Origin of the sequence: Mariniflexile sp. HNIBRBA6329 (assembly GCF_043558645.1) — a bacterium.
Taxonomy (GTDB): domain Bacteria; phylum Bacteroidota; class Bacteroidia; order Flavobacteriales; family Flavobacteriaceae; genus Mariniflexile.
In genome coordinates this window covers 330,046-356,266 of the sequence record NZ_JBIFXS010000003.1, presented here as the reverse complement: position 1 = coordinate 356,266, position 26,221 = coordinate 330,046, and the positions used below count along the sequence as shown (strand labels likewise).

At 34.2% G+C, this 26,221-nt stretch carries 21 protein-coding genes and 1 other RNA gene; 13 read left to right on the top strand and 9 right to left on the bottom strand.

Annotated elements, in window-relative coordinates; translation table 11 throughout:
* Positions 1-6: 6 nt before the first annotated feature.
* Positions 7-2,469, bottom strand: a complete 2,463-nt coding sequence (locus ACGK9U_RS06070; protein WP_394465473.1) for a carboxypeptidase-like regulatory domain-containing protein — start codon at positions 2,467-2,469, stop codon at positions 7-9.
* Positions 2,470-2,486: 17 nt separating this feature from the next.
* A complete protein-coding gene (locus ACGK9U_RS06065; protein ID WP_394465472.1) occupies positions 2,487-4,172 on the bottom strand; it encodes a M23 family metallopeptidase in 1,686 nt (561 codons plus the stop codon).
* A gap of 177 nt (positions 4,173-4,349) precedes the next feature.
* Between ACGK9U_RS06065 and ACGK9U_RS06060 the strand changes: the two genes are divergently transcribed.
* The 4 genes from ACGK9U_RS06060 to rny all read left to right on the top strand — a co-directional run bounded on the left by ACGK9U_RS06060 (position 4,350) and on the right by rny (position 6,748).
* Positions 4,350-4,640, top strand: a complete 291-nt coding sequence (locus ACGK9U_RS06060) for a hypothetical protein (protein WP_394465471.1) — start codon at positions 4,350-4,352, stop codon at positions 4,638-4,640.
* A gap of 15 nt (positions 4,641-4,655) precedes the next feature.
* The gene (locus ACGK9U_RS06055) at positions 4,656-4,949 is read left to right on the top strand and encodes a cell division protein ZapA (protein ID WP_394465470.1); all 294 of its coding nucleotides are present in this window, start codon (positions 4,656-4,658) and stop codon (positions 4,947-4,949) included.
* A gap of 58 nt (positions 4,950-5,007) precedes the next feature.
* Positions 5,008-5,114, top strand: a non-coding RNA gene (gene ssrS, locus ACGK9U_RS06050) — 6S RNA.
* A 59-nt stretch (positions 5,115-5,173) separates the two neighbouring features.
* Positions 5,174-6,748 (top strand): ribonuclease Y, encoded by a 1,575-nt coding sequence (gene rny, locus ACGK9U_RS06045; protein ID WP_394465469.1) that lies wholly within the window; start codon positions 5,174-5,176, stop codon positions 6,746-6,748.
* 91 nt (positions 6,749-6,839) lie between these two features.
* Here rny and xerD read toward each other — a convergent pair whose 3' ends face one another.
* The gene (gene xerD / locus ACGK9U_RS06040; protein ID WP_394465468.1) at positions 6,840-7,736 is read right to left on the bottom strand and encodes a site-specific tyrosine recombinase XerD; all 897 of its coding nucleotides are present in this window, start codon (positions 7,734-7,736) and stop codon (positions 6,840-6,842) included.
* A 265-nt stretch (positions 7,737-8,001) separates the two neighbouring features.
* On the opposite strand from xerD, the gene ACGK9U_RS06035 reads away from it, so the two are divergent.
* The 3 genes from ACGK9U_RS06035 (at position 8,002) to aroQ (ending at position 9,770) form a co-directional block, all read left to right on the top strand.
* The gene (locus ACGK9U_RS06035; RefSeq protein WP_394465467.1) at positions 8,002-8,514 is read left to right on the top strand and encodes a porin family protein; all 513 of its coding nucleotides are present in this window, start codon (positions 8,002-8,004) and stop codon (positions 8,512-8,514) included.
* 211 nt (positions 8,515-8,725) lie between these two features.
* Positions 8,726-9,277 carry a hypothetical protein gene (locus tag ACGK9U_RS06030; RefSeq protein ID WP_394465466.1) on the top strand — a complete coding sequence of 184 codons (552 nt, stop codon included), beginning with the start codon at positions 8,726-8,728 and terminating at the stop codon, positions 9,275-9,277.
* A 76-nt stretch (positions 9,278-9,353) separates the two neighbouring features.
* Positions 9,354-9,770, top strand: a complete 417-nt coding sequence (aroQ, locus tag ACGK9U_RS06025; RefSeq protein WP_394465465.1) for a type II 3-dehydroquinate dehydratase — start codon at positions 9,354-9,356, stop codon at positions 9,768-9,770.
* Here aroQ and ACGK9U_RS06020 read toward each other — a convergent pair.
* Positions 9,767-10,252, bottom strand: a complete 486-nt coding sequence (locus ACGK9U_RS06020) for a DUF3575 domain-containing protein (protein ID WP_394465464.1) — start codon at positions 10,250-10,252, stop codon at positions 9,767-9,769. The genes aroQ and ACGK9U_RS06020 overlap by 4 nt on opposite strands.
* 24 nt (positions 10,253-10,276) lie before the next feature.
* On the bottom strand, positions 10,277-11,653 hold the full coding sequence (lpdA, locus tag ACGK9U_RS06015) for a dihydrolipoyl dehydrogenase (protein WP_394465463.1): 1,377 nt from the start codon (positions 11,651-11,653) through the stop codon (positions 10,277-10,279).
* A 117-nt stretch (positions 11,654-11,770) separates the two neighbouring features.
* Between lpdA and ACGK9U_RS06010 the strand changes: the two genes are divergently transcribed.
* On the top strand, positions 11,771-13,054 hold the full coding sequence (locus tag ACGK9U_RS06010; protein ID WP_394465462.1) for an NAD(P)/FAD-dependent oxidoreductase: 1,284 nt from the start codon (positions 11,771-11,773) through the stop codon (positions 13,052-13,054).
* A gap of 51 nt (positions 13,055-13,105) precedes the next feature.
* Here the strand turns inward: ACGK9U_RS06010 and ACGK9U_RS06005 are convergent, their stop codons facing one another.
* Together ACGK9U_RS06005 and msrB are read right to left on the bottom strand one after the other, a co-directional pair.
* Positions 13,106-13,657, bottom strand: coding sequence for a DUF1572 family protein (locus tag ACGK9U_RS06005; protein WP_394465461.1), 552 nt, complete (start codon positions 13,655-13,657; stop codon positions 13,106-13,108).
* Between the two features lie 109 nt (positions 13,658-13,766).
* Positions 13,767-14,237 carry a peptide-methionine (R)-S-oxide reductase MsrB gene (gene msrB, locus ACGK9U_RS06000; protein ID WP_394465460.1) on the bottom strand — a complete coding sequence of 157 codons (471 nt, stop codon included), beginning with the start codon at positions 14,235-14,237 and terminating at the stop codon, positions 13,767-13,769.
* A gap of 142 nt (positions 14,238-14,379) precedes the next feature.
* On the opposite strand from msrB, the gene ACGK9U_RS05995 reads away from it, so the two are divergent.
* From ACGK9U_RS05995 to ACGK9U_RS05985, 3 genes are all read left to right on the top strand, one after another.
* Positions 14,380-15,195, top strand: a complete 816-nt coding sequence (locus ACGK9U_RS05995; RefSeq protein ID WP_394465459.1) for a M48 family metallopeptidase — start codon at positions 14,380-14,382, stop codon at positions 15,193-15,195.
* Between the two features lie 74 nt (positions 15,196-15,269).
* A complete protein-coding gene (locus tag ACGK9U_RS05990; RefSeq protein WP_394465458.1) occupies positions 15,270-16,574 on the top strand; it encodes an MFS transporter in 1,305 nt (434 codons plus the stop codon).
* A 39-nt stretch (positions 16,575-16,613) separates the two neighbouring features.
* On the top strand, positions 16,614-17,534 hold the full coding sequence (locus ACGK9U_RS05985) for a DUF6252 family protein (protein WP_394465457.1): 921 nt from the start codon (positions 16,614-16,616) through the stop codon (positions 17,532-17,534).
* A gap of 209 nt (positions 17,535-17,743) precedes the next feature.
* Here ACGK9U_RS05985 and metE read toward each other — a convergent pair whose 3' ends face one another.
* Positions 17,744-20,047, bottom strand: a complete 2,304-nt coding sequence (metE, locus tag ACGK9U_RS05980; RefSeq protein ID WP_394465456.1) for a 5-methyltetrahydropteroyltriglutamate--homocysteine S-methyltransferase — start codon at positions 20,045-20,047, stop codon at positions 17,744-17,746.
* 125 nt (positions 20,048-20,172) lie between these two features.
* Between metE and ACGK9U_RS05975 the strand changes: the two genes are divergently transcribed.
* Positions 20,173-20,667, top strand: coding sequence for an Lrp/AsnC family transcriptional regulator (locus ACGK9U_RS05975; protein ID WP_394465455.1), 495 nt, complete (start codon positions 20,173-20,175; stop codon positions 20,665-20,667).
* A gap of 75 nt (positions 20,668-20,742) precedes the next feature.
* Here the strand turns inward: ACGK9U_RS05975 and ACGK9U_RS05970 are convergent, their stop codons facing one another.
* Complete coding sequence (locus tag ACGK9U_RS05970; RefSeq protein ID WP_394465454.1) at positions 20,743-23,289, bottom strand: ATP-dependent Clp protease ATP-binding subunit; 2,547 nt, start codon at positions 23,287-23,289, stop codon at positions 20,743-20,745.
* A gap of 355 nt (positions 23,290-23,644) precedes the next feature.
* Between ACGK9U_RS05970 and gyrA the strand changes: the two genes are divergently transcribed.
* Positions 23,645-26,209 (top strand): DNA gyrase subunit A, encoded by a 2,565-nt coding sequence (gene gyrA / locus ACGK9U_RS05965; protein ID WP_394465453.1) that lies wholly within the window; start codon positions 23,645-23,647, stop codon positions 26,207-26,209.
* Positions 26,210-26,221: the final 12 nt, after the last annotated feature.

Below are 26,221 nucleotides of genomic sequence, written 5' to 3'. Positions count from 1 at the left end.
AATACCTTAAAACTTCATAGTAGTTCTCACGTTAAAAACCCTAGGTGTTAAATAATTTGGAATGGCATATTGGCGTTTTGTGTACACATCGCGCACCCAAGTATTTGTAATGGAGTTTTGTACATCAAATATGTTATAAATTTCAAACCCAAAAGAGAGCTCTTTGAATGGTTTTTTCCAACCGCTTTTAAATTGCTTTTTAGCATCCACTAAAACCAATTGTAAACCTAAATCGGCACGTTTGTAATCGGGTAAACGGTTTTGGTATTCGTATGGGTCGGCATAACTTGGAGAACCTCCCGGTAAACCGGTGTTGTAAACTAGGTTTAAATACAGTTTCATATTAGGCACATTGGGTACATAATCTTGAAACAAAGCGGCAAACTTTAAACGTTGGTCTGTAGGGCGTGCAATATAGCCTTTGCCATCAATATTTTCTTCCGTTTTTAAATAGCCAAAACTAAACCACGATTCAGTTCCAGGTACAAACTCTCCATTCAACCGCATATCTAAACCATACGCATACGCTTTCGCATTATTGTTGGCTGCATACCGAATGCGTACATTCTCCAAAGTATATGGGTTTACATCCGAAAGGTTTTTGTAATAAGCCTCAGAAGTCAGTTTAAAAGGGCGATCCCACATTTTAAAACTATAATCGTTTCCTAAAACAAAGTGAAATGATTTTTGTGCTTTTACATTGGGCTGCACCACACCATCGGCATCACGAAGTTCTCTGTAAAAAGGCGGTTGGTAGTAAATACCCGCCGCTATTCTAAAAAGCATATCTTTTTCCCAATAAGGTTTGATAGCGAATTGTGCACGCGGACTAAATACGGTTTGATTTGTTGATGAAATACCATCACCACTTACTGTCCAATTATGAACACGAACGCCTGCATTGTACCAAACATCGTTACTACCTAAAGTAGCACGCTTGCTCCATTGTGCGTAGGCTTGCAGTCGGTTTATTTGTGTGTAATTGGTAGCTCTTACATTTGTAAATGGTTCTAGCGGACCGCTATAAGGTACATATGGTTGCTCGTTTGCGGGAATTGTTTTTGGAGGCCTTATTGAAAATCCTGCAGAATCTATAACTTCCCATTCTACCAAACGGTCGCGAATATCTTCGTTGGTGTATTTAACCGACCATTCAAAACGATTATCATTAATACTGAAATCACCTTTATGCTCCATATTGGTAATTAAGGCATCTAAATCGTTTCTTCCGTGGTTTAATTGACTGCCAACACCTCTACTAAATTCAACTTCGCCTAAATTTTCATCACCTATATTTGAATTGACTTCTCCCAATCTGTATTGTGCCAAAATATCAAAATACTCTTCTTCTGTAGTATAGTACCTTGATGCTATAAGTTTTAAAGTTAAATCATCGTTAGCAAAATAAGTTCCTTTAAAAGCGCCAAAATAGGTTTGGTAGCGGTCTTTTTCCTGGCCTTCATAAAATACCAAAAGCGCTATTGGGTCTGCAAGGGTACCAAAATTGGTTTGTCGTGTTTGGGGTTCGTAATTATATTTGTTTATGGAAGCATTTCCTAAAAAACTTAAATGAAATTTGCTTGTGAATTTATAAGTGAAATAAGCTTGAGCATCGGCAAACGAAGGCTTGAAATTGGTTTCGGTTTCTTTGGCATCTACTAATAAACTATTGTCCCTATAGCGAAGCCCCATAATACCAGAGAATTTAGAATCTTTGCTAATGTTTTCAATGGAAAAACTTCCGCCTAATAAGCTTAAATCGGCATTAACTTCAAATTGATACGGGTTTTTATAAGTGATATCTAAAACGGAAGAAAGCTTATCTCCATATTTAGCTTGAAAACCACCTGCCGAAAAATCGACGTTCTGTACCATATCGGTATTCACAAAACTCAATCCTTCTTGTTGTCCAGAACGTACTAAAAACGGTCTGTACACTTCAATATCGTTTACATACACTAAGTTTTCATCATAATTACCACCACGCACCGAGTATTGTGTACTAAGTTCGTTGTTGTTGCTAACTCCAGGAAGCGTTAATAATAAGTTTTCAACACCGGCATTAGCACCAGGAATTTTACGAATGGTTTCGGGTTTTAGGGTAATAATGCCTTCTACATCGCGTTGGCGTTTATTGGTGACTATTACGGCAGCTATTTGTTCTATGGAAGTGCTCATAACCGGATTAAATTCATAATCCTCGCCATTTTTTAAATTGAATGAGCTAACTATTTTTTTATAGGAAAGATGTGAAAATTCAATAGAAACATCTTGGTTTGCAGGAATTTCTAAGATATAAAAACCATTGGAATTTGTAACCGTTCCTTTGGTATTCGTTTTAATATTTACGTTTGCAATAGGTGTGTTGGTTTCGTCTAAAATGACCCCTTTTATAGTAGCTGTTTGCGAATAACCAATAACTATTACCGATAAAAAAAAGATGATAAAAACGTGAAATTTTGTTTTCAAATGGTTGCTGTTAAGTTTTATTTTCTAAAAAATGTTGCTTCAAAAGTAGTACTATTTCCAACATTATCGGTTACAATTAGCTTAAAATCGTTCTTGGTATCTGTAACAATCCCATCGTTAAAATCGTAAGTAAGTGTGTCGGTTTTATAGTCGTATTCCATTAAAATCCATTTATCATTTATCGTGCCCCGGTAATTTGAAATTCCAGAAAGGGCATCATCTATTTTAACTTTTAAAAACCTATAATTGCTTAACCATTGGCCGTCTTTAAAATTTATAGGAGATATGGTTGGTTTTACCGTATCGGTTGCAAGTGCATAAGTGCCCAATGTTTTAGTGCTAGTGGATAATATGTTACCTTCTCTTTTTGTAAAAGAGTATACAGGGTATTTTTTATAGCCTACCAATCGTGCAATGAACAATTTGTCTTTGTCGGCGTCTTTGTAATTGCTGATATCGTAATTGATGGTGAAATTTTTTCTGGTAGGAACCACGTCTTTATGTAGTGTAAGCGTATCACCATTCACATCAAAATCAATATAAAAATTCTCGTAAAAGGTATCTGGGTAAAAATCGACCGATACGTTGCCCGATTTTAAATTGGTAGCTTGATTTGCGGTAATATAATAAGGTGTAATTTTTTCTGTTTTGGCATTTGAAACATTGGATTTGTTTCCTTTTATATTAATGGTAACAAACGATTCGTTATTTTTAAAATCGGAAACCCGAATTTTATAAACCGAAGCAGTACTATCTTTAATAGTTAAAGAACCATCATTTATTATAGGTTTTAAGATGCTTAACGGGTTGTTTTTTTTGAATAATTTTTGAATGCGTTGTCTGCTATTACTGTAATGTTCATAGTCTATAAACTGATTGATGCACGACGATTCATCAAAAGAAAACACACTAAAATCTACTTCAAAATAAGGGTTGCCATTTAAAAATGTTTGAATGTTGTAAACACCGTTTGAGTTTGCCGCTAAGTTTTGTCTGTCGGTAGTTTCAATACCAAAACCAATATTGCCATAGGCTTCGATACTTTCGGTTGTATAATCGCCACTTTTTAATGGAATCAATCTTAATTTTTGTTTAGAATTCGATTTGTTTACGGTTGAATTTTCATCTAAAGCATAAGCATAAATACCGCCAACTACGGGTTTTGTAGAATCTATTATATCAATTCCAAAAAGCATGGGGTTCATGGGGCGTTCCTCTTTATCGCGAATTTCAAAATGCAAATGCGGACCACCTGAACCACCCGTGTTTCCACTATAAGCAACTAAACTTCCTTTGGTAACCGGTAAGGTTTCGGCACTTGGGAACAATTCTATTTCATACGATTCCTTTTCGTACTGTTGTTTCTTAATATAAGCTTCTATTTCGGGCGAAAATTTCTGTAAATGCCCATAAACGGTTGTGTAGCCATTGGGGTGGGTTATGTATAAAGCTTTCCCGTAGCCAAAATGCGCCAGTTTTATTCTGCTTACAAAACCATCGGCACAAGCTAGTACATGCAAACCTTCGCGCTGTTGCGTTTTAATATCCAAACCAGAATGGAAATGGTTGGAGCGTAATTCGCCAAAAGTTCCAGATAGAACAAGAGGGATTTCTAATGGTGAACCGAAATAATCTTGCGGATAATTGTTTTGGGCATTAATAATTAAGGTAGAAGCTAGAAAAAGGGACAGAATTAATCTCATATAAAAGTAGTTGTCGCTAAAATATTAATTAGTTATCAATGTGCAAAAGAATAAAACAAAAATCAAGCCGTAGTGCCGATTTTGGGTAATAACGAGAAATTTAAAATTTTATTAAAAAACAATTGTAATTTATAAGTAGGTATGTTAACTTTGTGAGATAAGTATTGAAATTTGCAAATGAGTAATATTGAAGATATTGTAGATTCTTTAGAAAACAAAATTAGCAAGGTATTACACAAACTAGAGCTTTTGAAGCTTGCTAACTTGAAATTGAATGAGGAATTAGAGGTTTCAAAGCAAGAAATTCAAAACCAAAAGTTGCACATAGCAGGTTGGGAAGAAAAGTATGAAGCCCTTAAAATGGCAAATTCAATACTGGGTAGTGACGAAAATAAAAGAGAAACTAAGCTTAAAATAAACGCCTTAATTAGAGATATTGATCATTGTATTGCTCAATTATCAGATTAAGCAACATGAAATTCAATGTCAGAAAAGCTTAAAATAAAGCTGTCTATAGCTAATCGAGTATACCCTTTAACTATTGATGCAAGTCAAGAAGAAGGCTTACGAAAAGCAGCTAAAAACATTGATGAAATGATTAAGCAATTTGAGCAAAGTTATTCTGTTCGAGATAAACAAGATGTATTGGCTATGTGTGCCTTACAATTTGCTTCTCAAGTAGAGCAGAAATCTATAGATAAAGAGAGTGTAAGTGAGCATGTAGAAGAAAAACTAAATGCATTAAACAGTTTGTTACAATCTCATATAGTCTCTTGAACGTTCTTTAAAATAAACTAAAAAGTTACTGCCTACATTAGTTATTTATTTTTGATAAACTCAACGTTAATTCTTTAAAAAGGGTGAGTTTAAGTTGTAAAAGCATGCTGCCTCGAGCAGATCCTTGATCAGCTTGTTAGCCCTAAACTTGTTTTTAAGGAGTTTATACAAAATCTCAAACTGGTGTAGGCTTTTTTATATATTTAATTCAACTAAACACAATAATGGATAACTCAATTATATTGATTGCAGGAGGGGTAATTTTAGGGCTTATATTAGGTTTTATTATAGCGAAAGTCTTAGAAAAAAACAATGCTTCAAAACTTGTAAAAGAAGCTAAAAAAAGTGCTACTTTAATACTTAAGGAAGCTAATAGTGAAGGTGAGTCAATTAAAAAAGACAAGATTCTTCAAGCAAAAGAAAAATTTTTAGAGCTTAAAGCAGAGCATGAAAAAGTCATTTTATCACGCGATAAAAAAATGGCTGAAACCGAAAAGCGTATTAGGGATAAAGAATCTCAAATATCTAGTGAACTTGCCAAGAATAAAAAATTAAGCGAGAGTCTTGAAGCAAAAGAAAATGATTACAATCATAAATTAGATGTGCTTGAAAAAAAGCAAGAGGAGATTGATAGATTGCACAAAAGCCAAGTGCAGCAACTAGAAGTTATTTCTAGTCTTTCTGCCGAAGAAGCGAAATCGCAATTAGTAGAATCTTTAAAAGGTCAAGCTAAGAATGATGCGATGGCGTTTATTCAAAGTTCTATGGAGGAAGCTAAATTAACGGCTGAACAAGACGCAAAGAAAATCATTATTAATACCATTCAACGTATTGGAACGGAAGAAGCAGTAGATAACTGTGTATCTGTTTTCAATATAGAATCTGATGATGTTAAAGGACGCATTATTGGCCGTGAAGGTAGAAATATTCGTGCCATTGAAGCAGCAACAGGTGTAGAAATTATAGTTGATGATACACCAGAAGCAATTATACTTTCTTGTTTCGATTCTGTAAGACGTGAAATAGCACGTTTATCGTTACACAAATTAGTGACCGATGGTAGAATTCACCCAGCTAGAATTGAAGAAGTTGTTGAGAAAACAAAGAAACAAATTGAGCAGGAAATTATAGAAGTAGGTAAGCGTACTGTTATAGATTTAGGAATCCATAATTTACATCCAGAGCTTATTAAAATGGTAGGTAGAATGAAATACCGTTCTTCTTACGGACAAAACTTATTACAACATTCACGTGAAGTTGCCAAACTTTGTGGTGTCATGGCTGCCGAATTAGGTTTAAATCCAAAATTAGCTAAACGAGCGGGATTATTACATGATATAGGTAAAGTGCCAGATGCTGAAGCTGATATGGAAACACCGCATGCTATTTTGGGTATGCAATGGGCAGAAAAATATGGTGAGATTCCAGAAGTATGTAATGCTATTGGAGCGCACCATGATGAAGTAGAAATGAAGTTTTTAATTTCACCAATTATTCAGGTTTGTGATGCTATTTCTGGTGCACGCCCAGGAGCGCGTCGTCAAGTGTTGGATAGTTACATTCAACGTTTAAAAGACTTGGAAGATATTGCATTTGGATTTAACGGTGTTAAAAAGGCCTATGCTATTCAAGCAGGTAGAGAATTGCGTGTCATTGTTGAAAGTGAAAAGGTAGATGACCAGAAAGCAGCCGATTTATCATTCAGTATTTCTCAAAAAGTGCAAACCGATATGACGTATCCAGGTCAAGTGAAAGTGACGGTTATTAGAGAAACCAGAGCTGTTAACATTGCAAAATAACATTTCTGCGAAAGCATGGAATGTCAATATAAAAAATCCAGTGTAAACTGGATTTTTTAGTTTTGCCTAAAGCCTAAAGCCTAAAGTAAAACTACCTTCTCGGATGATACTTCTCCACAACTTTTGTTAAATGGCTTTTATCTAAATGCACATAAATTTCGGTAGTGGTAATGCTTTCATGACCCAGCATAAGTTGAATAGATCTCAAGTCGGCATTATTTTGTAAAAGATGCGTAGCAAATGAATGTCTGAATGTATGAGGTGAAATACTTTTTTTAAGCCCTATTTTATCGGCCAATTGTTTAATAATGGTAAAGACCATAGCTCTGGTAAGTTGTTTTCCTCTACGGTTTAAAAACAAGGTGTCCTCAAATCCAGCCTTAATAGAAACATGATTCCGAATTTCAGTTCTATAAATATTGATGTATTTTTGGGTAATATCTATGATGGGTACAAAACGTTGTTTGTCGCCTTTACCGGTTACTTTTATAAAGCCTTCATCAAAAAATAAATCTGAAATTTTAAGGTTTATGAGTTCGCTTACCCGTAAACCACAGCCATATAAAGTTTCTAACATGGCCCTGTTGCGTTCGCCTTCGGGTTTGCTTAAATCGATGGCGTTAATAAGTTTGTCAATTTCTCCTTCCGAAAGTGTGTCGGGTAATTTTCTGCCAATTTTAGGTGATTCAATCAATTCAAGCGGGTTGATGCTGATATAATCTTCAAACACCAAATAACTAAAAAAACTTCGCAATCCAGATATTAAACGCGATTGGGAACGGGTGTTAACTGTTTTTGCTGTTTCATAAATAAATTGTTGGATGGTTTCGGTTTTGATTGAAATGGGCGATTCGTTAATGGTATTCGTTTCCAAATAACCAATCAGCTTTTTCACATCAAGACTATAATTGTCAATGGAATTTTTAGACAAACCACGTTCTATCTTTAAATATAATTGATAATCTTTTAGTGCGTTTTGCCATTTCATCTGTTCGTGTGTTCTCTAATATTTATAGTTAACTCGTTATATAAGTGTAAAAATAACGTAAATTTTTAGTTTTTGTTGGGTAAAAGGTATACGTAGTTATACGTATTTTACTTATAAATTGTTAATAACATTTTTTTTAAAAATTTGATTATTAGCATTTTATGTATTTATGTTAATAAAGTTGTTGACAATGCTTGTATTATTTTAAAATTATAAACAAAAAAGCATTTAATTTGTGTATTAACCAATTAAAACAATTTAAATTATGAAAAAATTATTTTTAAGTGCTGTAATTGCAGTATTCGTAATGTGTAATGTTAATGCACAAGATGTTAACTTTGGGCTAAAAGCTGGTGCTGATTTTGCTTCTTTGAAGTTCAAGGTTGATGGCGATAATGCTTCAACTTCAGAAACGGGATTTTATGTTGGTGTTTTTGCTGAGATAGGAATTTCTGAATCGTTCATTTTTCAACCAGAAATACTATATGTATCAGTTGAAGATCTTGACCAAATAGCTATTCCGCTTATGGCTAAATTTCCAGTTTCGGAAGAATTTAATGTATTGGCAGGTCCTGCTTTAGGTATTTTACTTGATACTGAAGAAGGTGTGAACTCATTTAATTTTGGTCTAGAAGCAGGTATTTCATATGACATATCTGAAAATTTCTTAATTGAAGCAAGATATAATTTAGGTCTTGCTAATTTGATTGAAGATGCTCCTGATGATGTCTCTTTAAAGCTTAGTGGATTTTTTGTTGGTATAGGGTACAAATTCTAATTTAAATAAAAATATAGTTAAAAACCGAAGCTAACACCTTCGGTTTTTTATTTGCAAAACATTCACTATCAGGTTTAAATGGGGTGTTTTACCGATTATGATGTATTAAAGACAGAAAAAATCGCTATTATAAGTAAAATTTTTCTTGTTTAATTTGAATCTTCGTTTTATGTTTGCCGGATAATTATAAACCAATTAAACTAAATTTATTATGAAAAAATTATTATTAAGTGCTGCCATTGCAGTTTTAGGATTATCACAAATAAATGCTCAAGAAGCAGCTACAGGAGGTCAAACTTCTAAAGGAAAATGGTTAATAGAAGCTAATACAGGTTTTTCTGCAGGTGGTGGGGAAATAGGGCTTTTACAACACACGTCAAATACAGGTTTTGGATTAGTGTCTGTTGATGGAATGACTATTTGGTCTTTAGGAGCTGAGGCTGGTTATTTTGTAATGGATGACTTAGCTATTAAAGCAGGTTTAGGTTATACGGATTACGATGGTGATTCAGTATTTTCGTATAAGCTTGGTGCTAAATATTATATCATGAGTAAAGTACCTGTTCAAATTGATTTTAATGGTGCTAGTATAAAAGATTTTGATGAAAACCCATTATGGTTAGGATTGCAAGGAGGCTATGCTATCTTTTTAGGTGAAAATGTAAGTATAGAACCAGGTTTGAGATATAGTCATTCTTTAAACGAAGACTTTACAGATGAGAGTATTTTTGAAGTACGTATTGGTTTTGCTTTACATTTTTAATTTAAAAAGTATTTTTTATAAAACCGAAGCTAATACCTTCGGTTTTTTTATGTCCAAATTTTAATATATTTACGTCATGAAAAAACTAATCATCATCAACGGGCCAAATTTGAATTTATTGGGTAAACGAGAACCGGCCATTTACGGTAGTTTAACGTTTACCGAGTTTTTAGAAGCGATTAAAGATAAATATCCAAAAGCTCACATAGATTATTTTCAATCTAATATTGAAGGTGTTCTAATTGATAAATTACACGAAGTTGGTTTTAGTTTTGATGGTATTATTTTAAACGCCGGAGCATACACCCACACCTCTATTGGTATAGGTGATGCTATAAAAGGCATTGAAACTCCTGTTGTAGAAGTTCATATTTCAAATACATTTGGAAGGGAAGAGTTTAGGCATCAATCGTATATTTCACCAAATGCCAAAGGCGTTATTCTTGGCTTTGGTTTGCAGAGTTACGAGTTGGCTATTCAAAGCTTTCTTTAAAAGGCTATCCCTAATGTAATTCCCCATATAAACCCTGTAGTTGTTTGATTGTTAACTGTAGCTAATCCACCCCCAATATAGGGATCAAGTGTGATTAAGTCCTCAATCAAAAATTGGTATCCAACAATGCCGTCAATTTCAAAACCAAAAGCATTTTCTTTTGATCTTGTAAAAACACTTCTTTCCTTGGACTCCGCATAAATAACTAAAACTCTTGGTCCTATATGGAAGCCACTGGGTGATGTTTTTGAAAGATAGTATCTCGATTGAATACTTAAACCAAAAATATTTATTCCGGATTCTGAACCATATCCCGCACCAACCTCCATAGAATTATTTTTTTTAATATTAAATTCATAAGATAATTGATAAAAGTTGTATTCAGAAATGCTACCAATGTCGGTTTTAATAACACTTTTTTTTTCTTGTGAAATACTTTTAAAAGCAATTAATAAAAAGCTAAGAACAATAAAATTCTTCACGAATATATTCATAAGAAAAACATTCTACAAATGAATAACTTCATCATAAGCAGCTGCAACAGCTTCCATAACTGCTTCACTCATGGTAGGGTGAGGGTGTACTGCTTTTAATACTTCGTGTCCTGTAGTTTCAAGTTTTCTGCCTAAAACAGCTTCGGCTATCATGTCGGTAACACCGGCACCAATCATGTGGCAACCTAACCATTCGCCATATTTAGCATCAAAAATAACTTTTACAAAACCATCTTTGTTACCACCAGCACTCGCTTTTCCAGAGGCAGAGAATGGGAATTTACCAACTTTAATATCGATTCCTTTTTCTTTTGCTTGTTTTTCAGTTAAACCAACACTTGCAATTTCTGGAGTACAGTAAGTACAACCTGGTATGTTTCCGTAATCTAAGGATTCCACATGCATTCCTGCAATTTTTTCAACACATAAAATACCTTCAGCCGAAGCAACGTGTGCTAATGCTTGCCCTGGAGTTACATCGCCAATGGCATAGTATCCAGGCATATTTGTTTGGTAAAATTTATCAACTAATATTTTATCGCGGTCTACAACAATACCTACATCTTCCAAACCAATGTTTTCAATGTTAGTTTTAATTCCAACGGCACTTAAAATAATATCAGCTTCTAAAACTTGTTCACCGTCTTTGGTTTTTACAGTAGCTTTAACGCCATTTCCAGAAGTATCAACTTTAGTAACTTCAGCCGACGTCATGATATTGATACCGCTTTTCTTAAACGATTTTTCTAATTGTTTTGATACATCTTCATCTTCAACAGGTACCACATTTGGTAAAAATTCTACAATAGTAACTTCAGTTCCCATAGAGTTGTAGAAGTAAGCAAACTCAACACCAATAGCTCCAGAACCAACAACAATCATTTTTTTAGGTTGTTTGTCTAAACTCATGGCTTCTCTGTATCCAATAACTTTTTTACCGTCTTGTGGTAAACTTGGTAATTCGCGAGAGCGTGCACCAGTAGCAATAATAATGTGGTCGGCACTGTATTCGGTTCCGTCAACATCTACTTTTTTGCCCGGTTTAATTTTTCCGTAGCCATTAATAACATCAATTTTATTTTTCTTCATCAAGAATTGAACACCTTTGCTCATACCATCGGCTACACCACGGCTACGACCAACTACGGCGTTAAAATCTTTATCATATTCTTTAACAGATAAACCATAATCGCCTGCATGCTTAAGATATTCAAATACTTGGGCAGATTTTAATAAGGCTTTTGTAGGGATGCATCCCCAATTTAAACATACACCACCAAGATTTTCTTTTTCTACAATAGCAGTTTTAAAACCTAACTGTGATGCTCTAATGGCTGTAACATAACCACCTGGACCACTTCCAAGAACAATAATATCGTATTTACTCATGAGATTTTTTTAATCGGTTAATATCAGGCTACGAATTTACGAAACCTAATTTGAATAAAGAATTTAGAAGTCTATAAATTTATATCTTTTATTACCTTTGTTTTTAAGAATAGGAATATGAATATACCTTTAACAAGTGATCCTCGAGTTATAATTATTGGAGGTGGTTTTGCAGGCGTTTCGTTGGCAAAAAAGTTATCAAAGCAAGAAGTACAAGTGGTTTTGTTAGATAAAAATAATTATCACACATTTCAACCACTTCTATATCAGGTGTCTACAGGTGGTTTGGAGCCGGATTCCATTGCGTATCCTATTCGAAAAATACTTAAAGATTTCCCCAATTTCCACTTCAGGTTGGCAAATGTTGAAGAAATTAATACGGTTGAAAATAAAGTACTCACTGATATTGGCAAACTTAAATTCGATTATTTGGTGATTGCTTCAGGTGCCGAAACCAATTATTTTGGTAATTCTGAAATTGAAAAGCACAGTATGGCCATGAAAACCATACCGGAATCTTTAAATTTAAGAAGCCTTATTTTAGAAAATTTTGAAGAAGCGTTATTAACTTCCGATTTGAACGAGCGTAACTCCTTAATGAATTTTGTAATAGTTGGCGGTGGCCCAACAGGTGTAGAGCTTGCGGGTGCTTTGGCTGAAATTAAAAAAGGCATTTTACCAAAAGATTACCCCGATTTGGATACACGTTTGGCTCAAATTCATATCATCCAATCCAGCGATTGTATTTTGAAAGGGATGAGTGATAAGGCATCTGAAAAAGCCGAAGATTTTCTGGAAAAATTGGGAGTGAATGTTTGGAAAAATGTGCGCGTTATCAATTACGATGGTAAAACAGTGACTACCAATACCGATTTAACTTTTGAAACAGCCACTTTAGTTTGGGCAGCAGGTGTAAAAGGAGCTGCTATTAAAGGTATGGATGCTGGCGAATTTGTGACTAAGGGCGAACGACTTTTGGTAAACGAATTCAATCAAGTTAAAGGTTTTAACAATGTTTTTGCGATAGGTGATATTGCTTGTATGGCTACCGAAGAATTCCCAAACGGATTGCCCATGATGGCACAACCCGCTATTCAACAGGGGAAACAATTGGGTGAAAACATGGTTCGATTGATAGAGGAAAAACCAATGCAACCTTTTGTTTATAAAGATAAAGGAGTCATGGCCACTATTGGGCGCAATAAGGCAGTGGTAGACTTACCTAAATTCAAATTTCAGGGTGTTTTTGCGTGGTATGTTTGGATGTTTGTACACCTGTTTTTCCTAATTGGTTTTAGAAACCGCATGGTGGTTTTTATAAATTGGGTGTATAATTATATCCGTTTTGATAGAGAAGCCCGTTTGATTATAAGACCTTTTAAGAAGAAACTAAAAAGTTAAAACAATTAAATCAGCTTAGTAACTTTGCGACTTTGAATCTTAGAAACTTTTTTACAAATTATCCGTAAAGTGTCGTCTTTCTTTTGCTTTGCTAAATTTTTCTTCGTTATATTTTGATGAATTTCCTTTAGGTATAGAAAGCGATTGCCATTGATTACCTTTTAAAAGTTTTCCTAAAAAAACAATTTGCCCAATGTGGTATGGATAATGTGCCAATTGTCTGTTTAAGGCTTCGGTAACGGTATGCCCTTGGTTTCTTATATAAATGATGCGCTCTAAATCTTCACTTTTTAAAGATTTTAAAGCAGAAAATAAACAAGCCCAACCACTTTCCCAAGAGGCTATTAAATCTTCAAAAGAAGTATAAGTGTCTTTAAATTCCGCATCACGATGTCTCCATGTTTTTTCGCCATCTTCGGTTAAAAAATGAGTCCACCGGCTTAACATATTGCCAACAATATGCTTTACTATAATGGAGATAGAGTTCGAGTCTTCATTACTTTGCCATTGAATTTCTTCAAAAGTTAATTGATTGAAAGTTTTATCACCTAAACTTTTATAGTATTCAAATTGTTTGATAACACTTACTAAATAGTTTTCCATAGTATTCAAGTTTCAAGAACTAAGTTACACAAAACTAGTTGCTAAAGCTGTTTTTTTGATAGAATTAAGTTAGAATTTGGGATTTGCTTTTTGGGATTTTTAGAGTTTATTATTCTGGAATAAACTTTAATGCCACACCATTTATACAATGTCTTTTACCCGTAGTGTTTTTGGGTCCGTCATTAAAAACATGTCCTAAATGGCCGCCGCAGGTAGCACAATGTTCTTCATCACGCGAGTATCCCAAATCGTTGTCTTTACCAAAAGCCACATTGCCTTTTATTTCTCTATCAAAACTAGGCCAACCCGTACCAGAATCAAACTTATGCTCACTTTTAAACAAAGGCGTTTCACAAGCGGCACAAACGTAAGTGCCTTTTTTGTAGTTTTTGTTTAAAGGACTGGAAAAAGGGCGTTCGGTTCCTGCTTTTCTAAGTACATAATATTCCATATCCGATAACTGAGCTTTCCATTCGGCATCCGTTTTAGTAATCTTATAGGTTTGCTTTGTTTCTTTTTGAGCGTTTCCTTTACAACTAAAAACTATTAATGAAAGGCATAAAATTATTAATTGCTTCATAATCTTTTTTTAGTAGGTCGAAATTAATTAGAAAACATAACATTGCTATAGAAATGTTAGTTATAGAAAATAAATATAAAATAGTGTAAAAAACTAAAGGCACAATTTTTGTATTTTTATATCGAAATAAAAAACAATAAAGATGAAACTGAAAAATGCATTTATAATATTAGGTACGGCGGGATTGATTTCAGCGTGTGCTACAAACCCGTTTACAGGAAAGAAAACCATGGCAATAGTGCCAAATTCTCAGTTGTTCCCAACAGCTTTTGCTCAATATGATCAGTTTTTAGCTGAAAATAAGGTTATTAAAGGAACATCCGATGCAGCTATGGTAACAAGGGTAGGACAAAAAATTGCAGTGGCGGCTGAACGTTGGTTAAATGCAAATGGTTATACTGGATATTTAAATGATTATAAATGGGAGTATAATTTAGTAGACGATAAAGCAGTTAATGCTTGGTGTATGCCTGGAGGAAAAATTGTAGTTTACACGGGTATTTTGCCAATTGCAAAAGGAGAAACAGGTTTAGCAGCCATAATGGGGCATGAAGTTGCTCATGCTCTGGCAAATCATGGACAACAGCGTATGAGCGCTGCTTATGTGCAACAAGGTGTTGCCATTGCCGGAAACGTAGCTATTAAGGATGAGGAATCTAGAAATGCTTTTAACCAGTATTATGGTATTGGTTCACAAGTAGGGGTTATGTTGCCTTTTAGTAGAGCGCATGAAACCGAAGCTGATAAAATTGGATTGTATATTATGGCAATAGCAGGTTACAATCCGGACGAAGCGGCAGAACTTTGGAAACGTATGAGTACACAAAGTAATGGACAAGCGCCACCTGAGTTGTTAAGTACACACCCTTCTAACGATTCAAGAATTGCAAATCTTACGGCATTAGCACCTAAAGCCAAAGCGGAAGCAGCTAAATTTGGGGTGACTTCATTTAAGTAATAATATGGTAAGATAGAATTCAAAAATATTTGTTTACTTTGAAGCTGCTCATATAAAGGGCAGCTTTTTTTATTATGGAACAACTTGAAAAAGGAAGTAAAAAACTTTTAAATGCGTGGGCGTTTTACGATTGGGCTAATTCGGTTTATACTTTAACTATTGCATCATCTATATTCCCCATATTTTATTCCGCATTATTTTTAAGTGAAATAAAAATGGTACATGCTTTTGGAATGGATTTTAAAAGCACTGCATTAATAACCTTTGTTACTGCATTTACTTTTTTGGTTGTAGCTGTTACATCACCTATACTTTCTGGTATTGCCGATTATGTAGGTAATAAAAAGAACTTTTTAAAATTCTTTTGTTACGTTGGAAGTGTAGGATGTATTGGGTTGTATTGGTTTGATATAACTCCCGAAAGAATTCATTTGAGTTTGGTTTTTTATTTTATGGGATTGATAGGCTACTGGGGAAGTTTGGTTTTTTATAATTCCTATTTGCCAGACATTGCTTTTCCAGAACAACAAGACAAAGTGAGTGCTAAAGGCTTTTCACTTGGTTATATAGGAAGCGTTATTTTACTTATCGTAAATTTAGCAATGGTGATGAGTCAAGATGATGGTGCCTCTAAAATGCAGATGATGCGTTATTCATTTATAACCGTAGGACTGTGGTGGGCGTTATTTAGTCAATATTCATTTTATTTTTTACCTAAAGGAACTTCTTCGGGTCATAAAGTTACTACAGCCATTGTTTTTAACGGGTTGAAAGAATTACGATTGGTTTGGTTACAATTAAAACAAAATTTAAGGTTGAAACGTTATTTGTATGCTTTTTTTGTATTTAGTATGGCGGTTCAAACCATTATGTTGGTAGCGGTTTATTTTGGAGAAGAAGAAATAGCTTGGGGTGGTGATGGTGAAAAAACCACAGGACTTATAGTTAGCATATTAATTATACAGTTGGTAGCGGTTATTGGAGCGATTTTAACATCCAGAGCTTCTGAAAAATTTGGAAACATAAAAACATTGATTTTTGTTAATTTCATCTGGATGAGTTTATGTTTTTATGCTTACTTCATGGAAACTCCTGTTCAGTTTTACATCGCAGCGTCTTTGGTAGGATTGGTTATGGGAGGTATTCAAGCATTGGCAAGATCTACTTATTCTAAGTTTTTACCAGAAACCGAAGATACCACATCATATTTTAGCTTTTATGATGTAGCTGAAAAAATAGGGATTGTAATTGGTATGGTTATTTTTGCGTCAATCGACCAAATAACGGGTAGTATGCGAAATGGCATTCTGTTTTTGTTTTTATTCTTTTTGGCAGGTATTGTTTTGTTATTTAGAGTGCCTAAAACGTATGAAAATTAATATTAAATATTTATGTTTGTAAAAATTAATTTATTATTTATGAAATTATATAGAATCGTATTATCTGCTTTTGTTTTATTATTTACAGTTTTAATCACATCTTGTAATATCGAACCTTATGAAGGGGAAATTCCTGAGGCCACAAGCAATAAAAACCAAGGTGTTTTTAAAGTTGATTTTGATGGACTAACCTATGAAGCCGATAACGTACAAGCTACTTTATTAAATGATGTTTTAAATATTTCAGGTTTTAGAGGGAATTCTGGAGAAGTTTTAACTTTAACGGTATTTAATCCTTCATTAGGGAGACATGCCTTAGGAGTTACCAATAATTCATTAGAAACAAATGCAGCTGCATATAGTGAAGCTAATAATACGGGATCTGGTAGCTGGGTTGCTTTCTCTCAAGCAAACATACCGCAAGGAGAGATAAATATAACAGGCATAAATGAAACTGATAAAACTATTTCTGGCACATTTTATTTTACAGGAACTAATGCGTCAATATCTAAAGCAAAAGAATTTACTAAAGGTGTTTTTACAAATGTTTCTTTTGAAGCAAGTTTAGGAGGAGGAAATACTAATAATAATACCTTTTTTGCCAAAGTTGACGGTGTTGAATTTAAGGAAAATCTTATTGCAGGTATATTTCAAACCCTTAATGGCGTTTCTACTATTGGAATTTCTGCAACTAAAGACAACCTTCAAACTATTGGATTTAATTTAGATGGGAACATATTACCAGGAGAGTATACATTTAATACTTTTGGTACACCTTCGGCTTTGTATAATAGGTCGATGAGTGATATTAATACAGGTAAAGGAACGTTAAAAATATCTAGCCACGATAAAGCTAAAAAACGTATAGTAGCTACCTTTCAGTTTACTGCGAGCCCTTTTTTAAGTACGGGAACAAGTTATGAAATTACAGAGGGTAGTTTTGATGTAACCTATTTTTAAAAAAACGAGTTCCATAAAATATCACAATGATTTTAATTGTTATAGGCGTGATTATTTTCACATCTATTTATTAAATTAAGGTAGTATGCGAAATGGTATTCTGTTTTTATTTTCTTAGCAGGAATTATATTATTTAGAGTTCCTAAGAAAAATATAGAAGCTTAAATCCTAATTATTAAATGAATTAGGATTTAAGCTTTCTGTTTAATCTAAATTAATTTCAATTCTCTTTTTCTCATATTTTTAGCTGCTTTAACCAAGTTTTTTAAAGCCTCTTTTGTTTCTGGCCAATCTCTGGTTTTTAAACCACAATCGGGGTTTACCCAAATATGTTGCGTTGGTAAAACATTTTTAGCTTTCATTAACAAGGTCTCAATTTCTTCTAATGATGGTACTCTAGGAGAATGAATATCATAAACACCAGGGCCGATTTCATTAGGATATTTGAAGTTTACGAAGGCATTTAATAATTCCATTTCAGATCGGGAGGTTTCAATAGTGATGACGTCGGCATCCATATCGGCGATATTTGAAATAATATCATTAAATTCAGAATAGCACATATGTGTATGAATTTGTGTTTCATCATTTACACCACTTGCCGAAATTCTAAATGCCTTAACTGCCCAATTTAAATAGTGCTGCCAATCTTCTTTTCTTAGAGGTAAACCTTCTCGAATAGCAGGTTCGTCTATTTGAATAATTTTTAAACCATTTTTTTCAAGATCAACAACTTCATCTCTAATGGCCAAAGCTATTTGGTTGCAAGTAGTTGCTCTGGGCTGATCGTTTCTAACAAATGACCACTGCAATATCGTTACCGGTCCCGTTAACATGCCTTTTACAGGAATATTGGTTAAGCTTTGTGCATAACCAGACCATTTGATTGTCATGGGTTTTTCACGAGACACATCGCCAAATAAAATAGGTGGTTTTACGCATCGGCTACCGTAGCTTTGTACCCAACCATAGTCGCTAAAAGCAAATCCGTTTAGTTTTTCTCCAAAATATTCAACCATATCATTGCGTTCAAATTCGCCATGAACAAGCACATCTAAGCCTATTTCTTCTTGAAAACGAATAGAGTCTTCTATTTCTTTAGCTATTAAAGCATCATAGTCGTTTTGTGATAGAAGGCCTTTTTTATATTTTAATCGCCAGCTTCTAACTTCTTTGGTTTGAGGAAAAGATCCAATAGTTGTCGTTGGGTACAATGGTAATTTCAGTGCTACTTTTTGTTTCGCTTGCCTAAGTGAAAAATTGTTTTCTCTATGGCTATCGGCTTCTTTTAAGTTAGATATGCGCTCTTTTACTTTTTGGTTATGAATGAGTTTGGAGTTTTTCCGATTTAGGTTTGCTAGTTTGTTCTCTTCAAAAAGCGAAAGATAGCTTTCGTTATCAGGAGAAGATAGTGCTTTAAGTGTAGCTATTTCCTCTAACTTCTGTTTAGCAAAGGCAAGCCATTGCTTTATTTCGTTTGGTAAATTGATTTCTAAATCTAAATCGTAAGGTGTATGCAACAGCGAACACGATGCTGAAATCCATAAGTTATCAGGATTGATTTTTTCAGTAGCTTTTTTAATGACTTTTAAAGATGCTTCAAAATCGTTTTTCCAAATGTTTCTGCCATCTATAAGTCCTAATGCTAGTTTTGTTAAAGGATTGTAATGTTTGGATTCTAGAATATCGTCTAACTGCGAAGGGCATCTTATCAAATCTAAATGCAATGTGTCAACAGGAAGTTGAAGTACCGTATTTAAATTTTCACCGTAACAGTCAAAATAATTGGCTAGATATATTTTTAATTTTGGGAATTTATTATGAATTGTCTTGTAAGTAGTAGTTATAGCTTCTCGCTCTTTTTCCGAAAGATTAAGTGCTAAACAAGGTTCGTCAAATTGGATGTATTCAACACCTAAATTTGTTAGTTCTGTTATAATTTTATAATAAACAGGAAGTAGTTTGTCTAATAAATCAAGTCGATGAAACCCTGTTTCTTTTTCTTTTCCTAACAATAAAAACGTTACAGGGCCAATTAAAACGGGTTTCGTTTTGATACCTAAAGCCAATGCTTCTTTATATTCTTCAACAACTTTTTTAGAGAAGAATTCAAAGTGTTGATTTTTTTCAAATTCAGGCACTATATAGTGGTAGTTGGTGTCAAACCATTTGGTCATTTCCATAGCGGTAACATCTTTAGTATCTTTTTGATGCCCGCGTGCCATAGCGAAGTATAACTCTAGAGAATTGGTTTTGTCAAAATCCTTGTAACGTTTGGGGATGCATCCAAAAGTTAGGCAAGCATCTAGAACTTGGTCGTAAAAAGAAAAATCGTTGGAAGGAATTAAATCAATTCCAAATTCCTGTTGTTGTATCCAATTTTGTTTTTTTAATTCCGAAGCTGTTTTTAATAACTCTTCTTTATCAATTTTTCCAGACCAGAATGCTTCATTAGCTCTTTTAAGTTCGCGTTGGCTTCCAATTCTTGGATACCCTAAAATGGTAGTTTTCATAATGTATTATAGGTTTATTATCTGTCCAAAATTATATATAAAGAATAAAGTATTGTAAAAATGGAATTTATTTAGAAGTATTAACTAATTTTGAATATTATTTTAGTTGTTTAATCTTTTAAATTATGGAAATGATACGCTCAATAGATAATAATTCTGTGACGTCTATAGATGAAATAGATATACGCCTTTTGAAATTATTACAATCTAGATCTAACTTTACAACCAAAGAGTTGGCTGCTAAGGTAAATTTATCAACTACTCCTGTTTTTGAACGGGTAAAAAAATTAGAGAAAGGTGGCTATATTAAAAACTATGTAGCTGTTTTAGATGCTGAAAAATTGAATAGAGGATTGATGGTTTTTTGCAACATTAGGTTGAAAGAACATACTAGGGAGATAGGTAACCAATTTGTAAAAGATATTCTTTCTTTAGAAGAAGTAACCGAATGTTATAACATTTCTGGAGATTATGATTTTTTTCTAAAAATATTGGTAAGTGATATGAAGTCCTATCAAAACTTTGTTTTAAACCATTTGGGAAGTTTACAGAACATAGGAAGTGCACATAGTACATTTGTTATGGGAGAAATTAAAAATTCGTATTCGATCCCTATTTAATATTTTGAGAAAAATAGAGACATAAAAAAACTCGAAAATTATTTTCGAGTTTTTTTAATATTAAAGAACAATTTTTTAAGATTCCGCTGGCTTTTCGGCCTTTTCAATACTGATACTTAGTTCTTGAGTTTTCTCATCTAAATCAATATTAATGCTGTCACCTTCTGTAACATGTGAAGTGATAATTTCTTCAGCTAAAGCATCTTCAACATATTTTTGAATGGCTCGCTTTAAAGGTCTTGCACCGTATTGCTTATCAAATCCTTTGTCGGCGATATAATCTTTTGCTTTGTCACTAAGTTTTAAATTATAGCCTAAATCTTTAATTCTTAGAAGCAGTTTGCCTAGTTCAATATCAATAATTTTGTTGATATCTTCTTTTTCTAAAGGATTGAATACCACCACATCATCAATTCTATTTAAAAACTCTGGTGCGAATGATTTTTTTAGTGCATTTTCAATAACGCTTTTTGCATTGGCATCTTCTTGTGCTTTTTGCGAAGCGGTTCCAAAACCAATTCCTGTACCAAAATCTTTAAGTTTACGCGCTCCAATGTTTGAAGTCATAATGATGATGGTATTTCTAAAATCAATTTTTCTACCTAAACTATCTGTTAAATAGCCATCGTCAAGCACTTGAAGTAGCATATTAAATACGTCTGGATGCGCTTTTTCAATTTCATCTAAAAGAATAACCGCATAAGGTTTACGTCTTACTTTTTCGGTTAATTGACCACCTTCTTCGTAGCCAACGTATCCTGGAGGTGCACCAATTAATCTAGAAATAGCGAATTTTTCCATGTATTCACTCATGTCTATTCTAACAAGGGAATCTTCGCTATCAAACAATTCGCGAGACAATACTTTGGCCAATTGTGTTTTACCAACACCTGTTTGACCTAAAAAGATAAACGAACCAATGGGTTTGTTCGGGTCTTTAAGTCCGGCGCGGTTACGTTGAATGGCTTTTACTACCTTGGCAACGGCGTCGTCTTGACCAATAACTTTACCTTTAATAAGGTTAGGTAATTCTGCCAATTTATTGATTTCAGTCTGAGCAATTCTGTTTACAGGAATACCGGTCATCATCGAAACCACGTCGGCTACATTATCTTCGGTAACAATTTCACGGTGTTGTTTGGTGTCTTCTTCCCATTTTTCCTGTGCAATGGCTAATTCTTTTTCAATGCGTTTTTCATCATCTCTTAGTTTTGCCGCTTCTTCATATTTTTGCTTCTTAACAACCGAATTTTTGGTTTCTTTTACCGTTTCTAGTTGTTTTTCAAGTTCAATAATTTGCTTTGGCACTTCAATATTAGTGATGTGTACACGTGAACCAGCTTCATCCAAAGCATCAATAGCTTTGTCTGGTAAAAACCGCTCGGTCATATACCTGCTTGTTAATTTCACGCAAGCTTCAATAGCTTCGGGTGTGTAATCAACATTATGGTGTTCTTCGTATTTAGCTTTTATATTGTTAAGAATTTCAATAGTTTCTGAAACCGTTGTTGGTTCTACAATGACCTTTTGAAAACGACGCTCTAAAGCACCATCTTTTTCAATATACTGGCGGTATTCATCTAAAGTGGTAGCACCAATACATTGTATTTCACCACGTGCCAATGCAGGTTTAAACATGTTTGAAGCATCTAAACTCCCCGTTGCGCCACCAGCACCAACAATGGTATGGATTTCGTCTATAAATAAAATAACATCATCATTCTTTTCAAGCTCGTTCATAACGGCTTTCATGCGCTCTTCAAACTGCCCACGGTATTTAGTTCCAGCAACTAAACTTGCTAAATCTAAAGTTACAACACGTTTCCCAAAAAGTATTCTTGATACTTTTCGTTTTACAATACGAAGTGCTAAACCTTCCGCAATGGCCGATTTACCAACACCAGGTTCGCCAATTAAAAGCGGGTTGTTTTTCTTTCTTCTACTTAAAATTTGAGAAACACGCTCAATTTCTTTTTCTCTACCAACTACAGGGTCTAACTTGCCTTCTTCTGCCAAAGCAGTTAAATCGCGTCCAAAATTATCTAAAACCGGGGTTTTGGATTTCTTGTTGGTTTTGCCTGTTGGTGAATTGAAAATATCTTTTGAAGCATCATCTTCCGTATGGGAATCATCATCTTGAAAAGATTCTGCTTTTGGTTCTATATAATCGCTGTCGTTTGTTATCATAAATTTGAATTGTTCTTTAACATTGTCGTAGTCAACTTTAAGCTTATTTAAAAGCTTGGTAGTGGGGTCGTTTTCATTTCTTAAAATACACAGCAGTAAATGTGCCGTATTTATAGAGGTACTTTGAAACAGTTTAGCCTCTAGAAATGTTGTTTTTAAAGCACGTTCTGCTTGTCTTGTAAGATGCAAGTTTTTTTTTTGGTTTGCAGCTGCTGACATATTTGGGTTTGCCGGACTTAGTATCTCAACCTTTCTTCTTAAGTGGTTCAAATCTACATCTAGGGCATTTAAAATATTTATAGCCTTGCCATCGCCATCGCGTAAAAGTCCAAGCATTAAGTGTTCTGTCCCGATAAAATCGTGACCTAAACGCAATGCTTCCTCTTTGCTATAAGCAATTACATCTTTTACTCTTGGGGAAAAATTATCATCCATAGTTAGTTCCTTTCTGCATTAAAAATACTAAAACATTTTACTAACGGCAAAAACTATACCTTAAAATGTGTGAAATCGCCATTAACAAGAAGTTTTTTGAAAAAAAACACCAATGAGAATAAAGCGATACCATATGTCTTTTAAAAAAACAATTCATATTTACATATGAAAGTTGCTAATTGACGAAAAAATCTTTATAAAATCAAAATTTTGCATAGCATATTTATTAACGAAAAAAGCATGTATAATTGTTAATAAAAAACACGAAAAAATGGCACATTATACCTTTTCATAAGTATCGAAATACGTATATTAGCATGTTTTGAAAAACTCATAAAACTTAATTAAATTATTTATGGCAGAAGGAGAAAAATTGATCCCTATTAATATTGAAGATGAGATGAAAACGGCTTACATTGATTATTCAATGTCAGTCATTGTGTCACGTGCTTTACCAGATGTAAGAGATGGATTGAAACCAGTTCACAGACGTGTGCTTTTTGGTATGCACGAATTGGGAGTTAGAGCAACAGGTGCCCACAAAAAATCGGCAAGAATAGTTGGAGAGGTTTTAGGTAAATACCACCCACATGGCGATACATCGGTTTACGATGCCATGGTACGTATGGCTCAAGAATGGAGTTTAAGATATATGTTAATTGATGGCCAAGGAAACTTTGGCTCTATAGATGGCGATAGTCCTGCGGCAATGCGTTATACCGAGGCGCGTATGCGTAAAATATCGGAAGATATGTTGGCGGATATAGACAAAGAAACCGTTGACCATAAACTGAATTTTGACGATACTTTACAAGAACCAACCGTTTTACCGACCCGTATTCCTGGGCTTTTGGTTAATGGTGCTTCTGGTATAGCAGTAGGTATGGCAACCAACATGCCGCCTCATAATTTAACCGAGGTTGTAAATGGAACAATTGCCTATATTGAAAATAACGATATAGAAATAGAAGAGTTAATTAAACACGTTAAAGCACCAGATTTCCCAACAGGAGGTACTATTTATGGATATGATGGTGTAAAAGAAGCATTCCAAACCGGTAGAGGTCGTATTGTAATACGCGGAAAAGCCAATATAGAAGAAGTTCAAGGGCGTGAGTGTATTATTGTGACCGAAATACCTTACCAAATCAATAAAGCAGAAATGATTAAAAAAACTGCTGATTTGGTAAATGAAAAGAAACTGGAGGGTATTGCTACCATTCGTGATGAATCCGATAGAAACGGAATGCGTATTGTTTACGTATTAAAACGCGATGCCATACCAAACATCGTTCTTAATAAACTATACAAATACACAGCGTTACAATCATCTTTCAGTGTAAATAATATTGCACTTGTAAATGGGCGTCCGCAACTTTTAAATTTAAAGGAGTTAATTCATTATTTTGTTGAGCATAGGCATGATGTTGTTGTAAGACGTACAACTTATGAATTGCGTAAAGCTGAAGAACGTGCCCATATATTAGAAGGATTGATTATTGCATCTGATAATATTGATGAAGTTATTGCTATTATTAGAGCATCGGCAAATGCTGATGAAGCTAGAGAAAACTTAATAAAACGTTTCGAACTTTCAGAAATTCAAGCTAGAGCTATTGTAGAGATGCGTTTGCGTCAACTTACAGGCTTAGAGCAGGATAAACTGCGTTCAGAATACGAAGACATCATGAAACTTATTATCGACTTAAAAGACATCTTAGATAAAAAAGAGCGTCGTATGGAAATCATTAAAGATGAGTTGACTGTTGTAAGGGAAAAATATGGTGATGAGCGTCGTTCAACCATTGAATATGCTGGTGGTGATTTAAGTATTGAAGATATGATTGCCGACGAGAAAGTGGTTATTACCATTTCTCATGCGGGGTATATCAAGCGTACATCATTATCGGAATACAAAACCCAAAATAGAGGAGGGGTTGGTCAAAAAGCTTCGACCACAAGAAACGAAGATTTCTTAGAACATTTATTTGTGGGTACCAACCACCAATACATGTTGTTCTTCACCCAAAAAGGAAAATGTTTCTGGATGCGTGTTTACGAAATACCAGAGGGCAGCAAAACATCTAAAGGGCGCGCTATTCAAAACTTGATAAATATCGAACAAGATGATGCCGTCAAAGCATTTATTTGTACACAAGACCTTAAAGATGAGGACTATATTAACAGTCATTATGTTATTATGGCAACCAAGCAAGGTCAGGTTAAAAAGACTTCTTTAGAGCAATATTCACGTCCAAGAACTAATGGTATTAACGCCATTACTATCAAAGAAGATGATATTTTATTAGAAGCACGTTTAACAACTGGAAACAGCCAAGTAATGTTAGCACTTAAATCTGGTAAAGCCATCCGTTTTGAAGAAGCCAAAACACGCCCAATGGGACGTAGTGCATCTGGTGTTAGGGGTATAACTCTAGCCGATAAAAATGATGAAGTAATTGGTATGGTTACTATTGAAAACCCTCAAGAAGAATCTGTGTTAGTAGTTTCTGAAAATGGTTATGGAAAACGCACCTATATTGATGATCCGGAAGACGGAGAGCCAGTATATAGAATTACCAATCGTGGTGGAAAAGGTGTAAAAACTATTTCTATTACAGAAAAAACAGGTAAATTAGTAGCTATAAAAAGTGTTACAGATAGTGATGATTTAATGATTATCAATAAGTCTGGCATCGCCATTAGGTTAGCGGTGAAAGATTTAAGGGTTATGGGTAGAGCCACTCAAGGCGTTAAATTAATTAACCTTAAAAATAATGATTCCATAGCTGCTGTAGCAAAGGTAATGCACGATGAAGATGAAGTTGAAGCAACTGAAGAAGGTGTTGAAAACACTGGAACTCCAGACGATGGCACAACTATTGATACTGATTTAGACGAAAATAACATAGAAAATTAAATTAAATATTAA

Coding starts and splice junctions, on each gene's coding strand:
- ACGK9U_RS06065 (WP_394465472.1), bottom strand. CDS start 4,172: ATGAGATTAATTCTGTCCCTTTTTCTAGCTTCTACCTTAATTATTAAT.
- ACGK9U_RS06060 (WP_394465471.1), top strand. CDS start 4,350: ATGAGTAATATTGAAGATATTGTAGATTCTTTAGAAAACAAAATTAGC.
- ACGK9U_RS06055 (WP_394465470.1), top strand. CDS start 4,656: ATGTCAGAAAAGCTTAAAATAAAGCTGTCTATAGCTAATCGAGTATAC.
- rny (WP_394465469.1), top strand. CDS start 5,174: ATGGATAACTCAATTATATTGATTGCAGGAGGGGTAATTTTAGGGCTT.
- xerD (WP_394465468.1), bottom strand. CDS start 7,736: ATGAAATGGCAAAACGCACTAAAAGATTATCAATTATATTTAAAGATA.
- ACGK9U_RS06035 (WP_394465467.1), top strand. CDS start 8,002: ATGAAAAAATTATTTTTAAGTGCTGTAATTGCAGTATTCGTAATGTGT.
- ACGK9U_RS06030 (WP_394465466.1), top strand. CDS start 8,726: ATGAAAAAATTATTATTAAGTGCTGCCATTGCAGTTTTAGGATTATCA.
- aroQ (WP_394465465.1), top strand. CDS start 9,354: ATGAAAAAACTAATCATCATCAACGGGCCAAATTTGAATTTATTGGGT.
- lpdA (WP_394465463.1), bottom strand. CDS start 11,653: ATGAGTAAATACGATATTATTGTTCTTGGAAGTGGTCCAGGTGGTTAT.
- ACGK9U_RS06010 (WP_394465462.1), top strand. CDS start 11,771: ATGAATATACCTTTAACAAGTGATCCTCGAGTTATAATTATTGGAGGT.
- ACGK9U_RS06005 (WP_394465461.1), bottom strand. CDS start 13,657: ATGGAAAACTATTTAGTAAGTGTTATCAAACAATTTGAATACTATAAA.
- msrB (WP_394465460.1), bottom strand. CDS start 14,237: ATGAAGCAATTAATAATTTTATGCCTTTCATTAATAGTTTTTAGTTGT.
- ACGK9U_RS05995 (WP_394465459.1), top strand. CDS start 14,380: ATGAAACTGAAAAATGCATTTATAATATTAGGTACGGCGGGATTGATT.
- ACGK9U_RS05990 (WP_394465458.1), top strand. CDS start 15,270: ATGGAACAACTTGAAAAAGGAAGTAAAAAACTTTTAAATGCGTGGGCG.
- ACGK9U_RS05985 (WP_394465457.1), top strand. CDS start 16,614: ATGAAATTATATAGAATCGTATTATCTGCTTTTGTTTTATTATTTACA.
- metE (WP_394465456.1), bottom strand. CDS start 20,047: ATGAAAACTACCATTTTAGGGTATCCAAGAATTGGAAGCCAACGCGAA.
- ACGK9U_RS05975 (WP_394465455.1), top strand. CDS start 20,173: ATGGAAATGATACGCTCAATAGATAATAATTCTGTGACGTCTATAGAT.
- ACGK9U_RS05970 (WP_394465454.1), bottom strand. CDS start 23,289: ATGGATGATAATTTTTCCCCAAGAGTAAAAGATGTAATTGCTTATAGC.
- gyrA (WP_394465453.1), top strand. CDS start 23,645: ATGGCAGAAGGAGAAAAATTGATCCCTATTAATATTGAAGATGAGATG.